Annotated in this window: 16 protein-coding genes; 10 read left to right on the top strand and 6 right to left on the bottom strand. The window is 62.0% G+C overall.

The genetic code is table 11. The features are described 5' to 3' along the window. The 5 genes from JF781_RS25415 to JF781_RS25395 all read left to right on the top strand — a co-directional run. Positions 1-2,407: BPTD_3080 family restriction endonuclease (locus tag JF781_RS25415; RefSeq protein WP_225330183.1), on the top strand; the 2,407-nt coding region annotated here is incomplete at its 5' end. Then, positions 2,397-5,108 (top strand): site-specific DNA-methyltransferase, encoded by a 2,712-nt coding sequence (locus JF781_RS25410; RefSeq protein ID WP_225330184.1) that lies wholly within the window; start codon positions 2,397-2,399, stop codon positions 5,106-5,108. The genes JF781_RS25415 and JF781_RS25410, both read left to right, overlap by 11 nt. 25 nt (positions 5,109-5,133) lie before the next feature. Continuing rightward, positions 5,134-6,915, top strand: coding sequence for an ATP-dependent endonuclease (locus JF781_RS25405; protein WP_225330185.1), 1,782 nt, complete (start codon positions 5,134-5,136; stop codon positions 6,913-6,915). Further along, positions 6,912-9,683: an ATP-dependent DNA helicase gene (locus JF781_RS25400; protein WP_225330186.1), complete on the top strand. Its 2,772-nt coding sequence runs from the start codon at positions 6,912-6,914 to the stop codon at positions 9,681-9,683. The genes JF781_RS25405 and JF781_RS25400 overlap by 4 nt, the downstream gene beginning before the upstream one ends. Continuing rightward, a complete protein-coding gene (locus tag JF781_RS25395; protein ID WP_225330187.1) occupies positions 9,643-10,056 on the top strand; it encodes a hypothetical protein in 414 nt (137 codons plus the stop codon). Before JF781_RS25400 ends, JF781_RS25395 begins: the two co-directional genes overlap by 41 nt. Before the next feature lie 168 nt (positions 10,057-10,224). On the opposite strand, the gene JF781_RS25390 is transcribed toward JF781_RS25395, so the two are convergent. Beyond that, positions 10,225-10,677 carry a VOC family protein gene (locus tag JF781_RS25390; RefSeq protein ID WP_225330188.1) on the bottom strand — a complete coding sequence of 151 codons (453 nt, stop codon included), beginning with the start codon at positions 10,675-10,677 and terminating at the stop codon, positions 10,225-10,227. 159 nt (positions 10,678-10,836) lie between these two features. On the opposite strand from JF781_RS25390, the gene JF781_RS25385 reads away from it, so the two are divergent. Then, on the top strand, positions 10,837-12,105 hold the full coding sequence (locus tag JF781_RS25385; RefSeq protein WP_225330189.1) for a cytochrome P450: 1,269 nt from the start codon (positions 10,837-10,839) through the stop codon (positions 12,103-12,105). 4 nt (positions 12,106-12,109) lie between these two features. Here the strand turns inward: JF781_RS25385 and JF781_RS25380 are convergent, their stop codons facing one another. Continuing rightward, positions 12,110-12,706 carry a TetR/AcrR family transcriptional regulator gene (locus tag JF781_RS25380; protein WP_225330198.1) on the bottom strand — a complete coding sequence of 199 codons (597 nt, stop codon included), beginning with the start codon at positions 12,704-12,706 and terminating at the stop codon, positions 12,110-12,112. A gap of 69 nt (positions 12,707-12,775) precedes the next feature. Here JF781_RS25380 and JF781_RS25375 point away from each other — a divergent pair, with 69 nt between their 5' ends. Then, complete coding sequence (locus JF781_RS25375; protein WP_225330190.1) at positions 12,776-13,267, top strand: DUF1707 domain-containing protein; 492 nt, start codon at positions 12,776-12,778, stop codon at positions 13,265-13,267. Between the two features lie 73 nt (positions 13,268-13,340). Here JF781_RS25375 and JF781_RS25370 read toward each other — a convergent pair whose 3' ends face one another. Continuing rightward, a complete protein-coding gene (locus JF781_RS25370) occupies positions 13,341-14,816 on the bottom strand; it encodes a serine/threonine-protein kinase (protein ID WP_225330191.1) in 1,476 nt (491 codons plus the stop codon). A gap of 188 nt (positions 14,817-15,004) precedes the next feature. Between JF781_RS25370 and JF781_RS25365 the strand changes: the two genes are divergently transcribed. Then, positions 15,005-16,408 carry an FAD-binding oxidoreductase gene (locus tag JF781_RS25365; RefSeq protein ID WP_225330192.1) on the top strand — a complete coding sequence of 468 codons (1,404 nt, stop codon included), beginning with the start codon at positions 15,005-15,007 and terminating at the stop codon, positions 16,406-16,408. Here JF781_RS25365 and JF781_RS25360 read toward each other — a convergent pair. Both JF781_RS25360 and JF781_RS25355 read right to left on the bottom strand, forming a co-directional pair. Continuing rightward, positions 16,405-17,058, bottom strand: a complete 654-nt coding sequence (locus JF781_RS25360; RefSeq protein WP_225330193.1) for a carboxymuconolactone decarboxylase family protein — start codon at positions 17,056-17,058, stop codon at positions 16,405-16,407. The genes JF781_RS25365 and JF781_RS25360 overlap by 4 nt on opposite strands. A 2-nt stretch (positions 17,059-17,060) precedes the next feature. Further along, entirely contained in the window at positions 17,061-17,462 is a 402-nt protein-coding gene (locus JF781_RS25355; RefSeq protein WP_225330194.1) for a nitroreductase family deazaflavin-dependent oxidoreductase, read from the bottom strand. An 84-nt stretch (positions 17,463-17,546) separates the two neighbouring features. Between JF781_RS25355 and JF781_RS25350 the strand changes: the two genes are divergently transcribed. Beyond that, positions 17,547-18,131, top strand: coding sequence for a TetR/AcrR family transcriptional regulator (locus JF781_RS25350; protein WP_225330195.1), 585 nt, complete (start codon positions 17,547-17,549; stop codon positions 18,129-18,131). A gap of 70 nt (positions 18,132-18,201) precedes the next feature. Here JF781_RS25350 and JF781_RS25345 read toward each other — a convergent pair whose 3' ends face one another. Beyond that, on the bottom strand, positions 18,202-18,867 hold the full coding sequence (locus JF781_RS25345; RefSeq protein WP_225330196.1) for a TetR/AcrR family transcriptional regulator: 666 nt from the start codon (positions 18,865-18,867) through the stop codon (positions 18,202-18,204). 119 nt (positions 18,868-18,986) lie between these two features. Here JF781_RS25345 and JF781_RS25340 point away from each other — a divergent pair, with 119 nt between their 5' ends. Next, complete coding sequence (locus JF781_RS25340) at positions 18,987-20,300, top strand: cytochrome P450 (RefSeq protein ID WP_225330197.1); 1,314 nt, start codon at positions 18,987-18,989, stop codon at positions 20,298-20,300. Positions 20,301-20,361 lie beyond the last annotated feature (61 nt).

The following is a 20,361-nucleotide window of genomic DNA, read 5'->3' as shown; positions in this document are numbered from 1 at the left end:
CTACGACTTGCGAGACCTCGTCCCGACCGATCTCAAAGGCGGTCTCGATACCGCGCGCATTGTCATCACCAACTATCACTCCTTCTTCCTCAAAGACGCTAGAGAGATAAGGAGCATCGCAAAGAACACTCGGCTGCTGCTAAAGGGTGACCGCAAGGACGACCCTTTTAAGGAATCACCGCAAGCGATGGTCAGCCGAGTCTTGCGAGACCTTGGTGCTGACAAGCAGCAGATCATGGTGCTCAACGACGAGGCCCACCACTGTTACCTGGCTCGCCCCATCCAAGCGGGCGAGAAGCGCGATAAGGAACAGAACGAAGAGAACGAGCAGGCGGGCGTATGGTTTTCCGGGCTCCGAGCGGTGGCGAAACATGTAGGCATCAAGCAAATTTGGGATCTATCTGCAACTCCCTTCTATCTTTCTGGGAGCGGCTATAACGAGGGTTACATTTTTCCGTGGACGGTTAGCGACTTCTCGCTTATGGATGCGATCGAGTCTGGAATCGTCAAAGTTCCTCGTACACCGGTTGACGACGATGCCGATGACGAGCTCGTCACCTATCTTCAACTGTGGAGGCACGTCGGACAGCAGCTGCCGAAGCGCGCCGCGAAAGACGCCGTTGAAGATTGGCTTCCACCCAAAGAGTTGGAAGGCGCGCTCCGCAGTTTGTATCGCAGTTACGAACGGGCGTATGAGCACTGGGAAGCCAACCTCAGGTCGTACGGCGAGACGCCCCCGGTCTTCATCGTTGTCTGCCCTAACACCGTGGTCAGCAAGCTCGTCTACGACTGGATCGCCGGCGAGGCAATCGTCGAGGACGACGAGGTTATTGCCCACAAAGTAGGCAACCTTCAGCTGTTTAACAACGTGATTGACGGGCAGCCGGTAGCCCGCCCTCACAGCATTCTCGTCGACTCTGCGCAGCTCGAGTCCGGCGAGGCGCTCAAGGACGACTTTAAGAAGGCGGCCGGCCTCGAAATCGCCAAGTTCAAAGCAGAATATCGCCAGCGCAACCCCGGTGCTGACATCGACAAGCTTACCGATGAAGACCTTCTCCGCGAAGTCATGAACACTGTCGGCAAGAAGGGCAAGCTTGGTGCCGACATTCGGTGCGTCGTCAGTGTTTCGATGCTCACTGAAGGCTGGGATGCCAACACCGTCACCCATATCCTCGGGGTCCGGGCGTTCGGTAGTCAGCTCCTGTGCGAACAGGTCGTAGGTCGTGGCTTGCGCCGACGCACCTACGCGACCAACGACGACGGATACTTTGAGCCCGAGTACGCCAACGTGTACGGAATACCCTTCCAATTCATCTCCGGAGACAAGCCTGTTGCTGATCCTTTGCCTCCGAAGCCCTCTATCGAAGTTCGTGCAATAGAAGGTCGGGAGCATTTGAGAATCACATTCCCGAAGCTCGACGGCTACCGAGTTGAGTTGCCCGACGAAGATATGTGGATCGACCTGGATGACGCCCCAGTGTTCGAGATCGGCCCCAACACCGTTCCGACGTGGGTCGAGATGGGCGGTGTCGTCGGCAGGAGGGAGCTCGACGAGGGGGACCCGACCCACTATCGGGCGCAGCAGGTCGCTTTCGCGCTTGCCAAACGCATTCTCGATGAGCGGTTCACGGCCGCGAACGATAAGCGCCCGTGGCTCTTTCCCCGCCTGGTCCGAATTTGCAAAGACTGGATTGATAAACGCGTGGTGACCAAGGGCGATTACAACCTTGGCCACCTCATGACGATCACTGAGGCACGCGTGCTCGCTGCCGAGCAAGTCTGGAATGCAATCACTCGGCAACAAGGCAACCGGCGTGAGCGACTCCGGCCGATGATCAATCGTTTCGATCCTCAAGGTTCAACGGGCTCAGTCAACTTCGTAACTCGTAAACGCGTCGCGACCACCGAGAAGTCTGAGGTCTCCCACGTCACTCTCGATGGCAAGCACGGCAACACGTGGGAGCAACGGCTGGCCGTTGAGCTTGAGCTGAACAAGAACGTTCATGCTTATGTAAAGAACGACCATCTCGGTTTCACGATCCCCTACGTCCACAAAGGCCGCAGTCACTCGTACGTCCCCGATTTTTTGGTCCGGCTAACCAAGCATAACGAATCCGACGTCGATCGCACTCTGATCATTGAGGTCTCCGGCAGCCAGAAGAACGCGCATAGCCCGGGATCGCCGGAACAGAAGGCGACGACGGCGCGCGATTCATGGTGCGTGGCAGTGAACAATCACGGCGGGTTCGGCCGGTGGGGCTATGTCGAGATGAAAGACCCCGCCAGTTTCAAAGTACTTATCGCAGAATCGATTCAGACCCTCTACGAGGATGCGCCGATCATCGGCGATCCCGATCTTCTCGACTTCTACCAGACCGGCACCGATAGGAGGGCTCGTGGCGCGTAACATCTCAAAGGGCGGAACTCCCGTTGACTCAATTACGCATGGCGAAAAGCGAACCAACATCCCAACTGCGGATAACATCGACTTCCTTGACAGCAGCGTCTTAGAAGAGGTTCGTCAGGTAAGGTACGCACGCAACGAATCGCTTGACCCACAGCTTGTTTGGCGCGGCAAGTACCCGTCAGGAGAAGATTTCGACGGTCAAAACAACGACCTGGTGGCCGACGCGCCGCCCATATATATCCAGGAAAAGATCGACCCACGGGTGTTGATCGAGAACCTTCGACGGACCACGGATCGACCAGAAGATGAGCCCGAGTTCACTCTATTCGACTCCTTCGATGGGCTGGACGACCTTCAACAGCTTGAGTTCTACGAGCATGACGCAAACTGGTCAAACCGAATGATCCTGGGCGATAGCCTTCAAGTGATGGCCTCGCTCGCCGACCGAGAAAAGCTACGAGGCAAGGTCCAGATGGTGTACATCGACCCACCTTACGGGATCAAGTTCGGTTCAAATTGGCAAGTTTCGACAAGAAAACGCGACATTAAGGACGGCAAGCTCTCAGACGCAGTTCGCGAGGCGGAGCAAATCAAGGCGTTCCGCGATACATGGGAACTTGGCATCCACTCGTACCTTTCGTACCTTCGTGATCGCCTAGCTGCCGCGCGAGATCTGTTGATCGAGTCCGGATCATGCTTTGTGCAGATTGGTGACGAGAATGTCCACCTCGTCCGTGCGTTGATGGATGAGGTCTTCGGTGCGGATAACTTCTTAGGAGCGATCAACTACTTCACGACGAGCGGAAGGGCGTCGGACTTCCTCGATCTCGTGAGTGATTCCATAATCTGGTACGCGAAGGACCGAGAGACCGCAAAGTATCGCCCACTCTGGAAGCCTCGTTCAGAGCGAACCCTCAGGGAGCAATACACGCGATTACGGCTACCGGACGGCACACATAGAACTTCGACGCAAGCCGAGCGCGCCGGTACGGCTGAAATACCTGCTGGCGCCGAGTTCTACATGCCCGGCGACATGTCATCCTCCGGAGCGAATGACGACACGGGTCCCTATGTTTTTCAGGGAAAAGCGTACGATATCGCGCCGACTACACACTGGAAGACAAATAAGGCAGGCCGCGACCGGCTCGCCTGGGCGGGCCGCCTTGTGCCGGTCGGCGCCCGTCTCCGATATGTGAGGCTTGCCTCCGACTTTCCGTGGGCGCCATACACGAACCTCTGGGACGACACAGTTATCAGCGGCTACTCTGATCCTAAGACTTACGTCGTTCAGACATCACCGAAGGTAATTGAGCGGTGCATGCTGATGTGCACGGACCCTGGGGATCTAGTTCTCGATCCAACCTGTGGCTCTGGCACGACCGCATTCGTCGCTGAGGGGTGGGGCCGTCGTTGGGTCACGATTGATACCTCCCGGGTGGCATTGGCACTGGCACGCCAACGTGTTATGAGTTCGCGGTATCGTTGGTTCCTCCTTGCTGACAGCCTCGAAGGCTACACGAGGGAACAATCACTGACCGCCCATAATTTGCCACGGAGCGAATTTGGCAACGACATTCGTCATGGATTTGTGTGCGAACGTGTGCAACACATCACGCTTAAGTCCATCGCCAACAACCCCGACATTCGTGAAGGAATGACTCGCGAACAGATCGACGCTGCGATTAAGCGGCACGCCGAATTTAAGCTCCTGTATGACAAGCCGTTTGAGGATTCAAAGAGAATCCGCGTCGCGGGGCCGTTCACGGTTGAATCGCTCAGTCCGCACCGCGCACTGTCTTTCAGCGACTGGGAGGAGCCGGCGTCAGAGACGGATGCGGGGAAAGACGCTGCTGGCCCAAACTTCGAGCAATCGATCTTGGATAACCTTGCTAAGGCGGGCATTCAGAACGGCACACGGTCCGAGCGGATAACATTTGCGGCGTTTGAGACCTATGCCGGTTCGTACATTCAAGCTATTGGCGAACAGATCGAGACCGGTGCGCAGACCAGGCGAACTCGAGTCGGCGTGGCTATCGGCCCGCAGTATGGAACTGTAAGCGCGACATACGTGAAAAATGCAGCCAAGGAAGCGATCCAGGCCGAGAATATCGATCTGCTCTGCATCCTGGGATTCGCATTCGATCCCAATGTCACCAACGTGACCGAGACTGATGGAGTGACTGTCGAGGCGACCGACGAGGGATTCGCTCAAGTCGAAGGGGCGCGTCTCCTCGGCAAATTGCCCGTACTCATGGTGCGGATGAACGCCGACCTGCTCATGGGCGAGGAGCTTAAGAAAACCGGAGCTGGAAACCTTTTCACGGTGTTCGGCGAGCCGGACATCGAAATCGTGCACACAGCAGATGGCTACGTCGTAGACCTCAAGGGTGTCGACATCTACGATCCCACAACCGGCGAAGTGCGCAGCAATGACACCGGCCAGATCGCACTCTGGATGATCGATACCGACTACGACGGCGAATCGTTCTTCGTACGCCACTGCTACTTCACCGGTGGTAACGATCCCTACAAACGGCTCAAGACTGCGCTCAAGGCGGACATCGACGAGGAAGCGTGGGAATCGTTGTACCAGACAGTTTCGCGCCCGTTTCCGGCGCCGACCGAAGGCAACAAGATCGCGGTCAAGGTCATTAACGATTACGGCGACGAGGTCATGAAGGTCTTCGAGGTATCACAATGATGCGGGTCAACGCGTTTAGTCCGTCATGAAGCTGACGCACATCAAGCTGAGTAACTTCCGCAGCTTTCTTAACGAACACGAGTTCGAGGTCGCCGACGGCGCGAACTTCTTCGTGGGGCCGAATAACTGCGGCAAATCAAACCTTATTTCGGCGTTAGAACTGTCCATGGACCCAGAAGCGGTCTTTGTGCCTGAACGCGATCGACCTGCAGCCACGCAAGGTAAGGGAGCACCGCGGCAGACGCGAATTACCCTCACCTTTAGGAGCACCGACAAGAGCAGTCCTCAGTCGACACTTCTCGACCGGGCGCGCAAGTATGAACTCGCGCTCCGCAAGAAGCAAGGTCGCGATCCAGGGCGACGAGCCAAGACGTACGCCGCTGACGGAGAGATCCGCCGTGTTGTGACTTTCGGCGCTCAGGGGACGAGACAGGTCAGCTACCAAGCAAGGGGACTCGGCGCAGTTTCACTCCCTCTGGATAGTCAGGAGCACATCGCTCTCGAGACTCAGTTCCTCAAAGTTGTGCGTTTCGGAGTCGTCCACAGCGGCGAGGATCTCGAGTCCGTTCTGAACGGAAAGTTCAGGGAGATACTGCAACTCGTGATCAATGACCACCTATCGACTCAACTCGCCGAGACCGAGAAACTCCGAGAGAGGTACGTGAAGGGACTCCGCACAGTACTCCTGAAGCCGCTACGCGATCGCGTCTTTGATCGAGTTTCTTCGGTGTTTTCAGAGATCCGCCTCGTCGACCTTTTACCCGACGTTCCCACGCTCAGCGACACATTGTCATCTGTCGGGATAACGCTCGCTGATGCCGCCAGCACCGAACTCAAAGGCAAGGGTACCGGTCTCCGCGGCGCCGTTCTTGTCTCGATGCTCCAGTACCTTGCCGATCAGAGCAGACGGTCCTTAGTGCTTGCCGTCGAAGAGCCGGAGGCGTTTCTACACCCTGCTGCGCAAGAGGGCATCGCGCAGCAGCTCGAGAAGCTGGCGGAGAGGCCTGAGGTAACTCTGCTAGTGACAACACACTCACCGCACATCATTTCCCGCCGGACTGAAGCTCGAGTCACGGAGCTCCGAAAAAGTAAGGACGGCAACACCCACCTGGCCGCGACAGCACGCGGAGACGAAGGCCGCGCGGAGCTTTTGGGTTCCTTGTTCACTGACCGCGGCCTTGCACGGGTGCTGGAGCAAGCCACCTCTGCGCCTGCGGGCACTCGAGCGGTAGTCGTTACCGAGGGATACACCGACGCGTTGTTCCTGAGATACGGACTCGAAGCAGCTGGCCGCAGCGATCTGATCGACGGGATTCACTTCGTCAATGCGGGCGGCGCCAAAAAGGTAGTTTTCCAAGCAGTACTTGCTGATTCAGCTACTCATCTGCCCGTGATCGCAGTCTTAGACCACGATCCACATGGCCGTTCGGCCCGCGAGCATCTCAAGGACTTTGGTTGGACGACGTCCGATCACATCGTTTCGCTCAGCGCTTGGCCAAACGCCTGCGGCAATGGAGACCACCAGATCGAAATCGAGGATCTGATACCGCCGGATGCTGCGGCTGCGATCAGCAAGCCGTTGGGCGAGGATGCCCACGACACCACACAACGGTGCAAAGGACGAACGCACTACAGCTATTCGAAGGCATGGAAAGAGCTAGCGATCACGCAGTTGCCGAACGAGCTTCGCAACAAGGACCTTAGCGATTTCGTTTGGCTAGGCGAGGAGATCACTAAACGAGTCGCGAAGATCACGAAGGTGAGGAGCATTCAGACCACTCCTCGTGGCTCCGAAGGCTTGGCATGACGAATTACACCCCAACTCAACAGGAAGCAATTAACTGCCTCGACGAGCCGTTGCAGATCATCGCCTGCGCCGGATCTGGTAAGACTCAGGTGATTTCGCAGCGAATCGCGAATATCCTCCGTCAACCAGGAGTCGAGCCACGAAATATCGTGGCATTCACCTTCACGGAGAAGGCCGCCGCAGAGCTAAAGGACCGTGTTCTCCATCTCGTCAACGAGCAGCATGGCGAAGTTGTCGGTATGGCTGAGATGTACATCGGAACCATGCACAGTTATTGCTTAGACCTGTTGCAGCGCTTAGTTCCCGACACATTCAAATTCTCTGTGCTGACCGAGATCACCGCACGTCTTCTCATTGACCGCAATAGCAGGCGTTCTGGGTTGACGACATGCCCCACTACGTCAGCGAACACACCAGCGCTCCGTCGTTACATCCACTCTCGCTTGTATCTCCAAATTACGAGCATCCTCCGCGAAGACATGGTGGATGACGCACTGATCGACCAGCGTGTACTGGAATCTCTGGACTCATACCTGACACTCCTAGTCGAAAAGGCGCAGTTCGATTTCACGGAGATGATCAATCTCACCGTTGCATACCTCGAGCTTGATCCCGCTGAAGACGAGAACGCACGGGCGATTCAAGAACACATCCAGAACGACATACAGTACGTCGTTGTCGATGAGTACCAGGACGTCAACGCTTTGCAGGAGCGTCTAGTCGCCGGCCTCGTGCAGTTCGGCGCGAATCTCTGCGTGGTCGGTGACGACGACCAGACCATCTATCAATGGCGCGGTAGCCAAGTTGCGAACATCATTGATTTCGCCCAGCGACATTATGGGGTTCGAAAGGTCACCCTTGCCGAAAACTTCCGCTCTAGCAAGGGAATAGTCGAGCTGGGCCGGTCCGTTGCAGAGCGCATCCCACCGGCCGAGCGGCTTGCAAAGACAATGGTGTCAGCCGAGAGCCAGCAATGGGATCGTGGCGATGTCCTCGCTCTGACTTTCGACGACGAGGACGCTGAAGCATCCTGGATCTGTGACCGCATCGAGAATATGCGTGGAGTTCCGTTCTCGGATGAGCCCGGATCGACGGCTCGCGGACTATCGTGGTCCGACTGCGCGGTCCTTTTCAGATCAGTTGCGAAAGATGCTGGACCGCTGGTTGCCGAGCTGCAGCAGCGAGGAATCCCGTACATCGTCAAAGGGCTGAACCGGCTTTTCGACAGTCCAGAAATCGCGGCAGTGGTCGGACTCTTCCGATTCATGACACGAAAAATTGGCGTCGATGAGCTATATGAGCTCTGGCACACCGCGAATCTAATCCCGGACGGTGCGCGGTGGCCTGCCGCGGTCGCGGTCCTCGAGGAGGGTAGAGAGTTCGACCGCGGCGACAGGTGGGGCGTCTACAACATCCAGCGCGTCTACCTCGATTTCCTAGAGGCGCTTGAACTACGTGAAGAATCGGTACCGGGGCAGTCTGGTCGAGGCGAGCTCGTCTTCTACCAACTCGGCAAGTTCAGCCAAGTCATCTCCGACTTCGAGCAGATCTATTTCAATTCGGCCCCAGCTGAGAAGTACAACTCATTCGTCGCATGGCTCCAGTACCAAGCGCCGGACTACTACGCCGAGTCCGACGCCGACATCGGATATGCGTCGCCCGACGCCGTGATTCTCTCTACAATTCATCAAGCGAAGGGTATGCAGTGGCCCGCCGTATTCGTCCCGTGCATGCGCCGGAATCGCTTCCCGTCGAAACGCCAAGGTGGTCTTAGCGTCTTCCACGTCGTACCGGAGAACGCCATCGCAGACGCTGACCGCTACCGCGGAACGGTCGAGGACGAGACGCGACTCTTCTACGTAGCTATCACGCGTGCACAGAAGTACCTTGCGCTTACGTTCTCACCAGGTCCAAACCGCTTGTATCGGAGCCGATCTGAGTTCTTTGATCACTGCACGAGCCAAACGTGGGTATCGACGCGGCCAAGCACGAAACCTCTGCCCGATCGGGTCGAGCCACAACCGAGGCATGAGGTACCTGATGTCACGTTCTCGTTCTCGGAGTTGAAGTACCTGTTCGAGTGTCCCTACTCTTTCAAATTGCGCTTCCTGTACGGGTTCAACCCACCGCTTCACGAGGCTCTTGGCTACGGCAAAGGATTGCATGACGCACTGTCGGAGGTCCACAAGAAGGCCGTCGCTGGCGAGATGCTCGACGCGTCCGCGGCTCAAGCTTTAGTCGAACGACATCTCTTTACGCCATTCGCCTATCCCGAACTGCGCGAGACCCTGGAACGGGCGGCGATCGCCGCGATTCAACGCTATTTCGCCATACACGGCGAAGACATTCCGCGAACAGTGCACTCAGAGAAGCAGATTCAAGTACACGTAGCGCCAGGCATAACTGTCGACGGACGTATCGATCTCATCCGGCGACTCGACACCGATGAGCTATCTATCGTTGATTTCAAGTCGACTGACCGTGCTCAAGCTGAGGAAGTCACCCGTGACCAGTTGCATGTGTACGCAGTCGGCTACGAAGAGCTAACGGGTGAGAATGCCGACCTTATCGAAGTGCTCAACCTGGACGAGGCCGGCAAGAGCACGCGAGAAGAGGTGGAAGCGGTCCTGTTGACGGACGTCCGTGAACGAATACGCGAGGCAGGGAAGGCGCTGCGCGACAATCAGCTGGACCGACTCGCGTCATGGTGCTCACATTGCGAAAGATGTGACCTTGCCGGGATCTGTCGAGATCGCGAGTCGATTTAAACGGGGCGCAACGCACCAGCAATGCGGCGGCACGATCGAAAGGATTGCCTTGATCGGCGATATTGGAAATGTGGCCACAGCCATTGCGGTGCTGATAGCGGCGGCTGGCATGTTCGCTCGGAGCCGGGCACGCAAGTTCCAGCTTGCCCAGGTATATATCGAGCGACCTGGGACGTCGATGAACATTTCCGAGACGATTGCCCGTCCACGCAGTCACCCGATGCTCGGCGCTACCTGCAGTTATGCGAGGACGAGTTTGACGCAGCGCGGCGAAAGACCGACGTCGCCGTTTGGCGTATTTGGCACACTGGCATGCGGTCTCAAGTATTTGATCTCAATCTTAGCCAAGACGTGGGCAAATATCAGCAGCTGAAGTGCTGCGTAGCTCAGCAAGAACACAACCCGACGAGATGCGAGGGCCAAGGTAAACCATGCTTGCGACGTAAGCTCGACGTGGTGGTTCGAGAGTCTGCTCGCCGGCTAAATTAACGTGCCCAAATCGTTGTGCGCGGCAAAGTTTAAAGGAAATGGTCCGACCGAACTACAACCGCGGCGGCAACGCCTTCAACCACCCATCCGACAGCAACTCCAGCAACTGCCCATCCGGATCCCGAATCATCGCCGCGCCGGCTGACACCGACGAATCGACCACCGATCCCCCAAACTCCGCCACCTGAGCCAACACACCGGGAAGATCCGACACCGACAACGAGATGTGCGTCAGCCCGATCTGATCCATCACCCGCTCCGAGCCGGCGTGAACCTGCCGCTTCGAGTAGTCCATCAGCTCGAGCACAAACCCATCCCGCACCAGATAGGTCGCGTGCACGCCAAGCGGCTCTGGCAGCCCAACCAGCTGGGACGTCGCACCATCGGGCGGGTCAAGCTCCCACCAGAACTGAAACCCCAGCAGACCCTCGTAGAAGCGCCGCGACCGCCCGCGGTCCGACACGCACAACCCAACGTGATTGAAAACCGTTCGATGACTACTCAACCCAACCTCCGCAGCAAGTCAGACCCCTGACGAACGCAATCGCTACCGCGCTATAACCAAGCTTCTCCACGCCAGTCAATAGCGCAATAATGCAAAGATAAACCAATACGCGCCCGTCACCGCCAACTAAGCAGACCGCTTCCGTGGGAGAGCTTTTCGATGGTCACACGCCCGAAGGCCCGGCCCGACGCCACCGTCGACTTCGACCATCATTCCGATGCGTTCAACCTCCACGAGCTGGCCGTCAATGCCGAACTGCGGCAACGATGTCCGGTCGCCTGGAACGAGAACTACGACGGCTTCTGGTACCTCAGCAGCTACGACGCCGTCAGCCACACCGCCCGCGACGGCGACACCTTCGCCCACAAATACGAACCCAACGCGCCCGACGGCGTCGACTACCAGGGCGAGATGGGCGTCCCGCGCCCCGACGGCCAACCTGCCCTGGGCATCGGCGAGGTCGACGGCCCCTACCACCAAGCCCTCCGCCACGCGCTGGCCCCGTTCTTCTCCCCCGGCACCGTCGAGAAACTCAAGCCGTTCATGGAGCAATCCGCGCACTGGTTCCTCGACCAACACATCACAACAGGACAGATGGACCTGGTGCTCGACTACGCCAGCCCGGTCCCGGCCATCCTGACCATGAAGCTGATGGGCCTGCCCTACGACAATTGGCACTTGTACGCCAACCTCTTTCACTCCGTCATGGCCGTCCCCCAGGACAGCGACGAGTACGCCGACGCGATCGCCAAAGTGCCCGCCATGATGCAAGAGGTCATCGAATTCGCCACGGCCAGACGCAGAAACCCCGAAGACGACCTGACCAGCTTCCTGCTGCAATTCGAATTCGACGGCCATCGCCTCACTGACGAGCAGCTGCTCAACATCCTGTGGAACCTCATCGGCGGCGGCGTCGACACCACCACCTCACAAACCGCACTGACGCTCCAACACCTGGGCACTCACCCCGACCTCCGACAGCAACTCATCGACCATCCCGAGCTCTACCGCACCGCCACCGACGAATTCCTGCGCTACTTCTCCGTCAACCAAACCCTCAGCCGCACAGTCACTCACGACCTCGTCCTCGGCGGCCAATGCCTCCGCAAGAACGACAAAGTCGTCCTCAGCTGGCTCTCGGCCAACCACGACGAAACCGAGTTCGACCGGCCCGACGAGATCATCCTCGACCGCGCGCCCAACCGCCACGTCGCGTTCGGGCTGGGACCGCACCGCTGCATCGGATCGCATCTGGCGCGACTGATGTCGGCGGTGATGGTCAAGGCCGTCCTCGACCGCATCCCCGACTATGAGGTCGACGTCGAAAACGTCCACCAATACCTCGGCAACCCGAGCATGACCGGGCTGGGCAAGCTCCCGGTCACCTTCACCCCCGGAACCAGCCGGGACACATCACGACCCTGGTGATCGCTCAAAGCACTTGCGCCACAACGCCGGCCACCAGTTCGTCGGGCGCCTCGGCTATCCCCACCGCGCGCAGGTGGCCACCGATCGCCAGCGACGCGATGCCATGCACCAACGACCAGAGCGGCCCGGCCACCTCGCGGGGATCCTGAGCCGCGACGATCCCAGCCTCCTGGCAGTGGGTGATCGCGTCGAGTAGATCCCCGAACGCCTGCCCGCCGGCCACCGCAAGACCCTGCTCGGCCTTCAGCGACGCCCCGAACATCACCTGATAGTGATCGGGATGGGCAATGGCCCACCGCACATAGGCGCGGCCGAGCTCCGTCACCCGTTCCTTCGGATCCGACACGCGACCAGCCGCCGCGGCCAACTCGGCGTGCAGTTCGCGGAATCCCTGTTCGGCGACCGACGCCAGCAGCTCGGCCTTATCGGCGAAGTGCCGGTACGGCGCCGCGGCGCTGACCCCGGCACGCCGCGCCGCCTCCGTGAGGGTGAACCCTTTCGGCCCCTTCTCGGCCACCAACGACAGCGCGGCGCTGGTCAGCGCGCGCTTGAGATCGCCGTGGTGATAGCTCTCCCGCCGGCGCGCAGTCGACCGCTTCACAGCCATGTTGACGACATTAACATTAAGGGCTATGTTAATGGCATTCACATCGGCGACCAAGGAGACGAGATGACGAATCTGCTTGACACCACATCCACGCTCGCCGGCGACCGCGACCGGGAGCGCACGGCCGACCTCCTCGGCCAGGCCCTCGCCCAGGGCTACCTGCAGATCGACGAGTACGACCGGCGGCTACAAGCCACTTTCCAGACGCAGACCGACCACGAACTCCACGAACTCCTCGCCGGCCTGCCGCTCGATCGCATCCGGCGCCACGATCCCCGCCGGCGCGCCGCTCGCGTTGCCGCGGCCCGTCGCGGACTGCGCGCCCACCTCGCCGCGTACCTCGCCATGGTCGTCATCGTGCTCACCGTCTGGGCGGCCGTCGCGCTGACGACCGATGCCACCTACTTCTGGCCGATCTGGCCCATCCTCGGCGCGGGAATCGGGCTCGTCAGCCACGCCGTGTCGATACCGCGGCTCAAGCAAAGCCGTTGGCAACCAATGCTTTCAGCCGTTCTTGCGCCGGGCTCGTGCGCAAACCGCTATCAAATCCGCTAGCGCGCTCGAAAGACATGTGCCACCCGCCGCGGTGGCATGGCAGGGTATGCCAAAGACGTGGCCTTCCCAGTGATTACGACGCCGTGGCGTATTGCAACACAGGTTCCGACGAATCGACGTGCCCGAAGCTGATGATCCGCAGCCGGTGCGGGCGGACCTCGTAGACGACGCCGTCGACCGGATTGGTGACGTCGAAGCCGTCCTCGACGCGCTGCGCATGGGAAAGCTCGATGTGGGCGCCATCGCGAATCCGCTCGCCGCGGTAATAGTAAGTCCCGCTGAGGTTTTGACACACCACGGCCAGCGACTGGGCGGTGCGCACCACGGCGGCCGGCGGATTGCCCGGGTCGCAGCGGGCCGTCTCGCCGACGAACCCCAACCCGTCGGCGCCCTTCACCGGACGCGACAGCGTCGGCGTCAACGGTGGCGGCGGGGTCGACGGGGCGGGAGGCGCCGCCGCGTGCACCGTCGAAGGCGGCGCGGCCGAACTGTTGTGATGAGTCCCGACAACGGATTTCACCGACAACACGAGCCCGGCGATCAGCAGCACCGTCGCGACCGCGGTCACCACGAGCGGTGTACGTCCCTCAATCAGCCGACGCGCCGGCCGCGACGCCGCGGGAGGCGACTCCGGGCCGTCGCCGGCGTCAACGAAATCCGGCGACACCATCGGCAACGGGCGCGTCCGCGGAGGCCCGCTCACACCCGCCGCAACCGAAACCGGCTCGTACGCGGCGAACACCGCCTCGCTGGCGGCCCGGGCAAGTTCGCCCGCGGATGCGTACCGGGCCGTGCGCTGTTTGGCCATGCCCCGGGTGATGATGTCGTCGTAGTCCCGGCCGACACCGCGGCGCATGATGCTGGGCCGCGGCGCCGGCGACAGCAGGTGCGCGCTCTTGAGCTCCCCCGCGTCGGCGCCCTCGAACGGCGGCTGGCCGGTGAGGCACTCGTAGAGCACACACGCCAGGGAGTAGACGTCGGTCTGCGCCCCGACGCGTCCGGTGGTGAACCGCTCGGGCGCCATGTACGTGCGCGAAAGGGACTCGTCGCCTGCGGCTTCGGCGATGCCGAAGTCGGCCAGGTAGGTGAAGTGGTCGTGGGTGAGCAGGATGTTTTCGGGTTTGACGTCGAGATGCACCAACCCGGCCGCGTGCGCGGCGTCCAGCGCGCGCGCCACCTGCGCGGTGATCGACGCCGCGCGCGAGGGCTCCAGCGCGCCCTGCTCGCGCAGCAGGTCCTTGAGGCTGCCCCCGTCGTCGACCAGGTGCATGTCGATGAACGGCACCCCGTCGATCTCGCCGAAATCGTGCAGCGGCAGGACATGCGGCTCCTGCAGCCGCGTCACCTTCCGGCATTCGCGCCAAAGACGTTGCTGGAAGCCAGGGTCCGCGACCGTCTCGCCACGTAACAGCTTGAGCGCGACCATCCGGTCCTTAACCGTGTCGTAGGCCCGATAGACCTCGCCCATTCCCCCGGCACCGATCTGCGATCGCAGCTCATACGGCCCGAACCGGGTACCGAGCCGCGAACCGCGGGACGAGGAAACCACTGCGCAATCCTTCCGCAACGTTGAAGACAGTCCAGCCCGCGTGTTCCCAAATCGGGCATCGACATAACGTGCGCAGGCTCACGCGTGTCGCAACCGCACGGCAGCGCCGGCCGCAGCTACGGTGCGCCGGCGTCCCCCACCCTCCCGATACAGTGAGTGCCTGTCCGACGGGAGAAGGTGGGCCTTCGATGACCGACATGACAGCGCGGTTCGCGACGATCGTCGGCGCGCACCACATACTAACGGGCGACGCCATCTCCGACGACTACGCGCACGACGAGGTGCTGACCAAGCCCCCGCAACGACCCGCGTACCTGGCCAAGCCCGCGACCGCCGACGAGGTGGCGCAACTGCTCAAGGCCGCCTCGGACAACCAGGTTCCGGTGACGGCCCGCGGCTCGGGAACCGGGTTGTCGGGCGCGGCGATCCCCCGCGCCGACGGGCTGCTGATCTCCTTCGAGCGCATGAACGCCGTGCTCGAGGTCGACGTCACCAACCAGGTCGCCGTCGTCCAGCCCGGCGTGACGCTCACCGAGCTGGACGCCGCGACCGCGGGCACCGGGCTGCGGTACATGGTCCACCCCGGCGAGCTGTCGTCCAGCGTCGGCGGCAACGTCGGCACCAACGCCGGCGGCATGCGCGCGGTCAAGTACGGCATCGCCCGCCACAACGTGCTCGGCTTGCAGGCCGCGCTGCCCACCGGCGAGATCATCCGCACCGGCGGCAAGATCGCCAAGGTCTCCACCGGCTACGACCTGACCCAGCTCATCGTCGGCTCCGAAGGCACCTTGGCGCTGGCCACCGAGGTGATCGTCAAGCTGCATCCGCGGCTGGACCACAGCGCCACCGTGCTCGCGCCGTTCGCCGACTTCGACCAGGTCATGCAGGCGGTGCCGAAGATCCTCGCCAGCGGCATGGCGCCCTACATCTTGGAGTACATCGACAACGTGACGATGGCCGCACTCGTCCATACCCAGAACCTGGAGCTGGGCGTTCCCGACGACGTCCGCGACAGCTGCCAGGCCTATCTCGTTGTGGCGCTTGAGAACCGGACCGTGGATCGGCTGGACGAGGATGTCGAGACGACGGGTGAGCTGCTCGCCGAGTTGGGTGCCGTCGACGCCTACGTGCTCGACGGCGGCGCGGCGCGCAAGCTCATCGAGGCGCGAGAGAAGGCGTTCTGGACGCTCAAGGCGCTCCACGCCGACGACCTCATCGACACCGTCGTGCCGCGGGGCGCGATGCCGAAGTTCCTGTCCGCCGCACGCGATTTGGCGACGGCGGCCGGCGGCGCCGCAGCGGGATGCGGGCACGCCGGCGACGGCAACGTGCACCTGGCCATCTTCTGCCCGGACCCCGCGACACGGAAGAAGCTGTTGACCGACATCTTCGCGCTGGCAATGGAATTGGGCGGGGCGATCTCCGGCGAGCACGGCCTCGGCCGCGCCAAGGCCCCGTACTTCGTCGCACTCGAGGACCCCGTCAAGGTGGACCTGATGCGCCGCATCAAGGCCAGCTTCGACCCGGCCGGGATCCTCAACCCCGATGTGGTGTTCGCGTCGGGTGACGCGAAGTCCCGCCAAGTGCCCTAACCAACTAACACGTCGTCGAGCGCCCGCAGGGCCGCCGCGGCGCGCCCGACGCCATATTCGGCGCAGAAGCGAATCACGTCACGGACGTCCTCGGCGCTGAGACCGGCGTCGAGCGCGAGTTCGACGTGGTGGCGCAGCGACTCGTCGAGATCCCGCTGGCCGACATCGGAGGTCAGCGCCATGATGGCGCGCTCGCGCCTGCTCAACAGGTTCTCCGACCACGCCCGCGACAGCTGCCAGTCGACGAATTTGGCGGTCCATTCGTCGGGGATGTCGGGGCGCCCCGCCGCATCGCTTCCCGCGCCGAGCGTCGGTGGCTCGCCGAGATCGCTTGTGTCCATTCCTGTTTCGATCACGATCTCCGTGAGCCGGGCCAGCGCGTCCGCCGCCGCGGGGTAGCCCGAGTACGGGGCGACGAACCGGATCGCGGCCAACAATTCGGCGTAGGTGACACCGTGCATCGTGGCCGCGGTGACGTGCATCCGGAAGGCCAGCCCCAGATGTGAGCGGCACATGTCGAGCGTGATGGTCTGCAGTAGCTTTTCGCGAACGCTCGTCCCCGGCAGCCCGAACGTGAACGCGGCGACCTCGAGTCCGAGCTTCTCGAATTGCGGATCCAGTTTTCCTAGCGGGCTGCTCGGTAGGTCCATCGTCAACGCGCCGTTGCCAATTGGTTCACGATGTCGAGGCGGAGGAACTCCGGCGCCTTGATCACCCTGCGCAGCATGAACCGGATGAACGCCGGCATGTCGGTCGCGTCCTCGTCGCGGAACATGACCGGGGCGCCGAGCTGATACCGCCGTCTCCGGGTCTGCAGTTCGCAGCCCCCGGCGGCGAGAACGTTGCGCACCCAATCGGTTTCGGGACCGTACGTCAGCGCGATCACAAATCCGTTGTGGCGGCGGAAGACCCACAGCGGGGTGCGGAAGGTGCGCCCCGATTTGCGTCCGCGGTGGACGACCACTCCCCATCCCGGTGCCCACGGGGCGATGAACTTGGTGAACCGATTGAGGCCGATCTTGTTGGCCCGGGCGACCCATCGCGGTGCTGGCATCTCCTTAACTCCTCACTTGGGGAATTTATGAGTCCACGCTAACTCCCGCGCATCCGAAGTCAACGACTGTAGAATTTCTGGATTGTGCCCCCCATTGGACGACGCCCCGGCAACCCCGATACCCGGAACGACATCGTGGCGACCGCGCGACGGCTGTTCGCCAATTCGGGGTACGACAAGACCTCGGTCCGCGACATCGCCGCCGGCGCCGGAGTCGACCCAGCGTTGATCCGGCACTATTTCGGCAGCAAGGCCGAGCTGTTCCGGTCCACGATGGGGTGGCCGTTCGACCCGGCCGAGATCAGCGCGCACATCGCCGACGGCGACCGCGACGAAATCGGCGCGCGCCTGACGCGGGTGTTCTTCACAGCGTGGGAGCGGCCGGACTCCGGCGCTTCCCTACTGGCGATCCTGCGGGGCGCCGCCACCCACGACGAGTCGGCGGCCTTGGTGCGTCAGTTCATTCAGGGCCAGCTGTACCCGCAGATGGCCAAACTACTGACGGGGTCGGACACCGAACTGCGTGTTGATCTGGCCATGGGCCAACTCCTGGGCATCGCCTACCTGCGCCATGTCCTGCAGGTCGAGCCGATCGCGTCGGCTCCGGTGGACGAACTCATTGCGCGGGTCGCCCCGATCGTCACCGCCCATCTCACGCCACGGGGTTAGCGGGCGGTAATCCGGTGCCGCCGCGGGCCGGACGACCATACGAAGTGCCCACCTCGCCAAAGGCAGCCGATTAGCTCGGCCCGGTGACCATCGGCATCAGGTAGTTGCGCACATACGTGCGGGTGTCGTCAATGGTGGCCAGGTTGATGCCGGTGTGCGGGGTGACGATGAATGACAGCGTCAGCCGGGTGTGCAGTTCGGCGACGGTGCGCAGGTGGCGCTCCTGAGCGGCCGTGGTTTTCGACGTGCCGTAGAGCGCGGCGCGCAGCAGCCCCATGGCGTGTTCGGTGGCGAAGTCGAGGATGGCGCCCGCGTCGATGGTCAGGCTGGGCAGAATCGTTTCGGGCTCGGTGCGGAGCAGCTTCTTGAGCAAGGCGTGTTCGCGCATGAATGTCACCGAGAACACCGTGCTGTAGACCATGCGGTCTTCGAGCGTCGCTCCACGCGCCCAGGCCTGCGCGTCGCCCTCGAGGAAGCGGCGCGCCTCGGCCAGCACGACGGCATCGACGAGCGCCGCCTTGGTCGGGAATCGCCGATATAGGGTGGCGCGCCCGACGCCGCTGCGTCGCGCGACGTCTTCCATGGTGGTCCGGCGCATCCCCACCAGCTCGGCCTGTTCGGCGGTGGCGGCCAGGATGCGGGCGGTGATCTCGTCGGGGTTGTCGACCTGCGCCAGCACGACGGGATCGGGTTCGGTGAGTCGCCGCACGAACTCCGCCGTTCGAGTCGAGGTCACGAATCCTCCTTGCCCGCTCGTCGCGGTCGTCGTATCGTAGCGATCAGAACATGCGAGACATTTAGGGTCTCATTGTATCGCAGGGTGTGAGCGGGGTTGAGGTTCCGGGAGGGTTCCGTATGCGTGTCGGACTCAGGGCCCGGTGGGCGGCCATGCACGGCGTGCCGCGGGCGTACTTCGCCGTTCAGGCCCGCCGCGGCGATCCCCTGGCGCGGCTGCTGCGCAGCGGAACGGCCGGCGATGACCGCTATGCGCTGATGGAGCAGATCCGGGCGCGCGGACACGTGGTGCGCTCCCCGTACGTGTGGGCCAGTGTCGACCACGCCGTGTGTCGACAAATCCTGCGGGACAAGCGCTTTGGTGTCACCTCCCCCGCCGAGATGGAATTGCCCCGCCCGCTGAAGGCGCTCATCGCCAAAACCGACCCCGGTGTGGCCAACCCGGTCGAACCGCCCGCCATGGTGATCGTGAATCCGCCCGATCACACCCGCTACCGCCAACTGGTGGCACAAAGCTTCACCCCGCGCGCGATCGACTCGCTGGACACCCGAGTCGCCGAAGTGACGATGGAGTTGATCGAACGCATCGCCGCCACACCCCAGCCCGATTTGATCACCGACTTCGCGATGCAACTGCCGGTCGCTATCATCGCCGAAATCCTTGGCCTGCCGCCTGATTCGTATCCACGCATGCTGGGGTGGGGCCGCAGCGGTTCCCCGCTGCTGGACATCGGGATCGACTGGAGGACCTACCGCGACGCCATCGACGGGCTGCGCGGCGCCGACGACTACCTGCTCGAGCACTTCCACAGACTGCGCGCCGCCCAGCAGAGCGACAATCCGTTCGGCCGCATGGCCGCCGACGGCTCGCTGACCGACCGCGAACTCACCGCCAACGCCGCGCTGATCGTCGGCGCGGGCTTCGAGACGACGGTCAACCTGATCGGCAACGGCATTGTCCTGTTACTGCAGCACCCCGAGCAATTGGCGCTGCTGCACGACAATCCGGACCTGTGGCCGTCCGCGGTCGAGGAGATCCTGCGGCTCGCCAGCCCGGTTCAGATGACCGCGCGCACCCCGAACTGCGACGTCGAAATCGCCGGCGCCCACATCGCGGCCGGCGACATGGTCGGATTGTTCCTCGGCGGCGCCAACCGCGACCCGAAGGTGTTCACCGATCCAACGACTTTCGATATCACCCGGGCCAACGCACGCGACCACCTCGCGTTCGCATCCGGCATCCACGCCTGTCTCGGGGCCGCCCTGGCCCGCATCGAGGGGGCGACCGCGCTGCGCGCACTGTTCGAGAGTTTCCCCGAGCTGCGCCTGACCGGTCCCCCACAACCGCGAGGGCTGATCAACTTGCACGGATACACCCGGCTGCCGGCCCACCTCGGCGGTCGCAGAACGACTTCCGCTCACCTGCCGGTGTAAACCTCAGCTACGCAACGACTCTCGACCCAGCGCCGGCGTCACGGAGGCGTCCACGTCGGTT

The sequence above is a fragment of the Mycobacterium sp. WUMAC-067 genome (genome assembly GCF_020217485.1).
GTDB lineage: Bacteria > Actinomycetota > Actinomycetes > Mycobacteriales > Mycobacteriaceae > Mycobacterium.
This window is presented reverse-complemented; position numbering and strand designations above follow the sequence as displayed.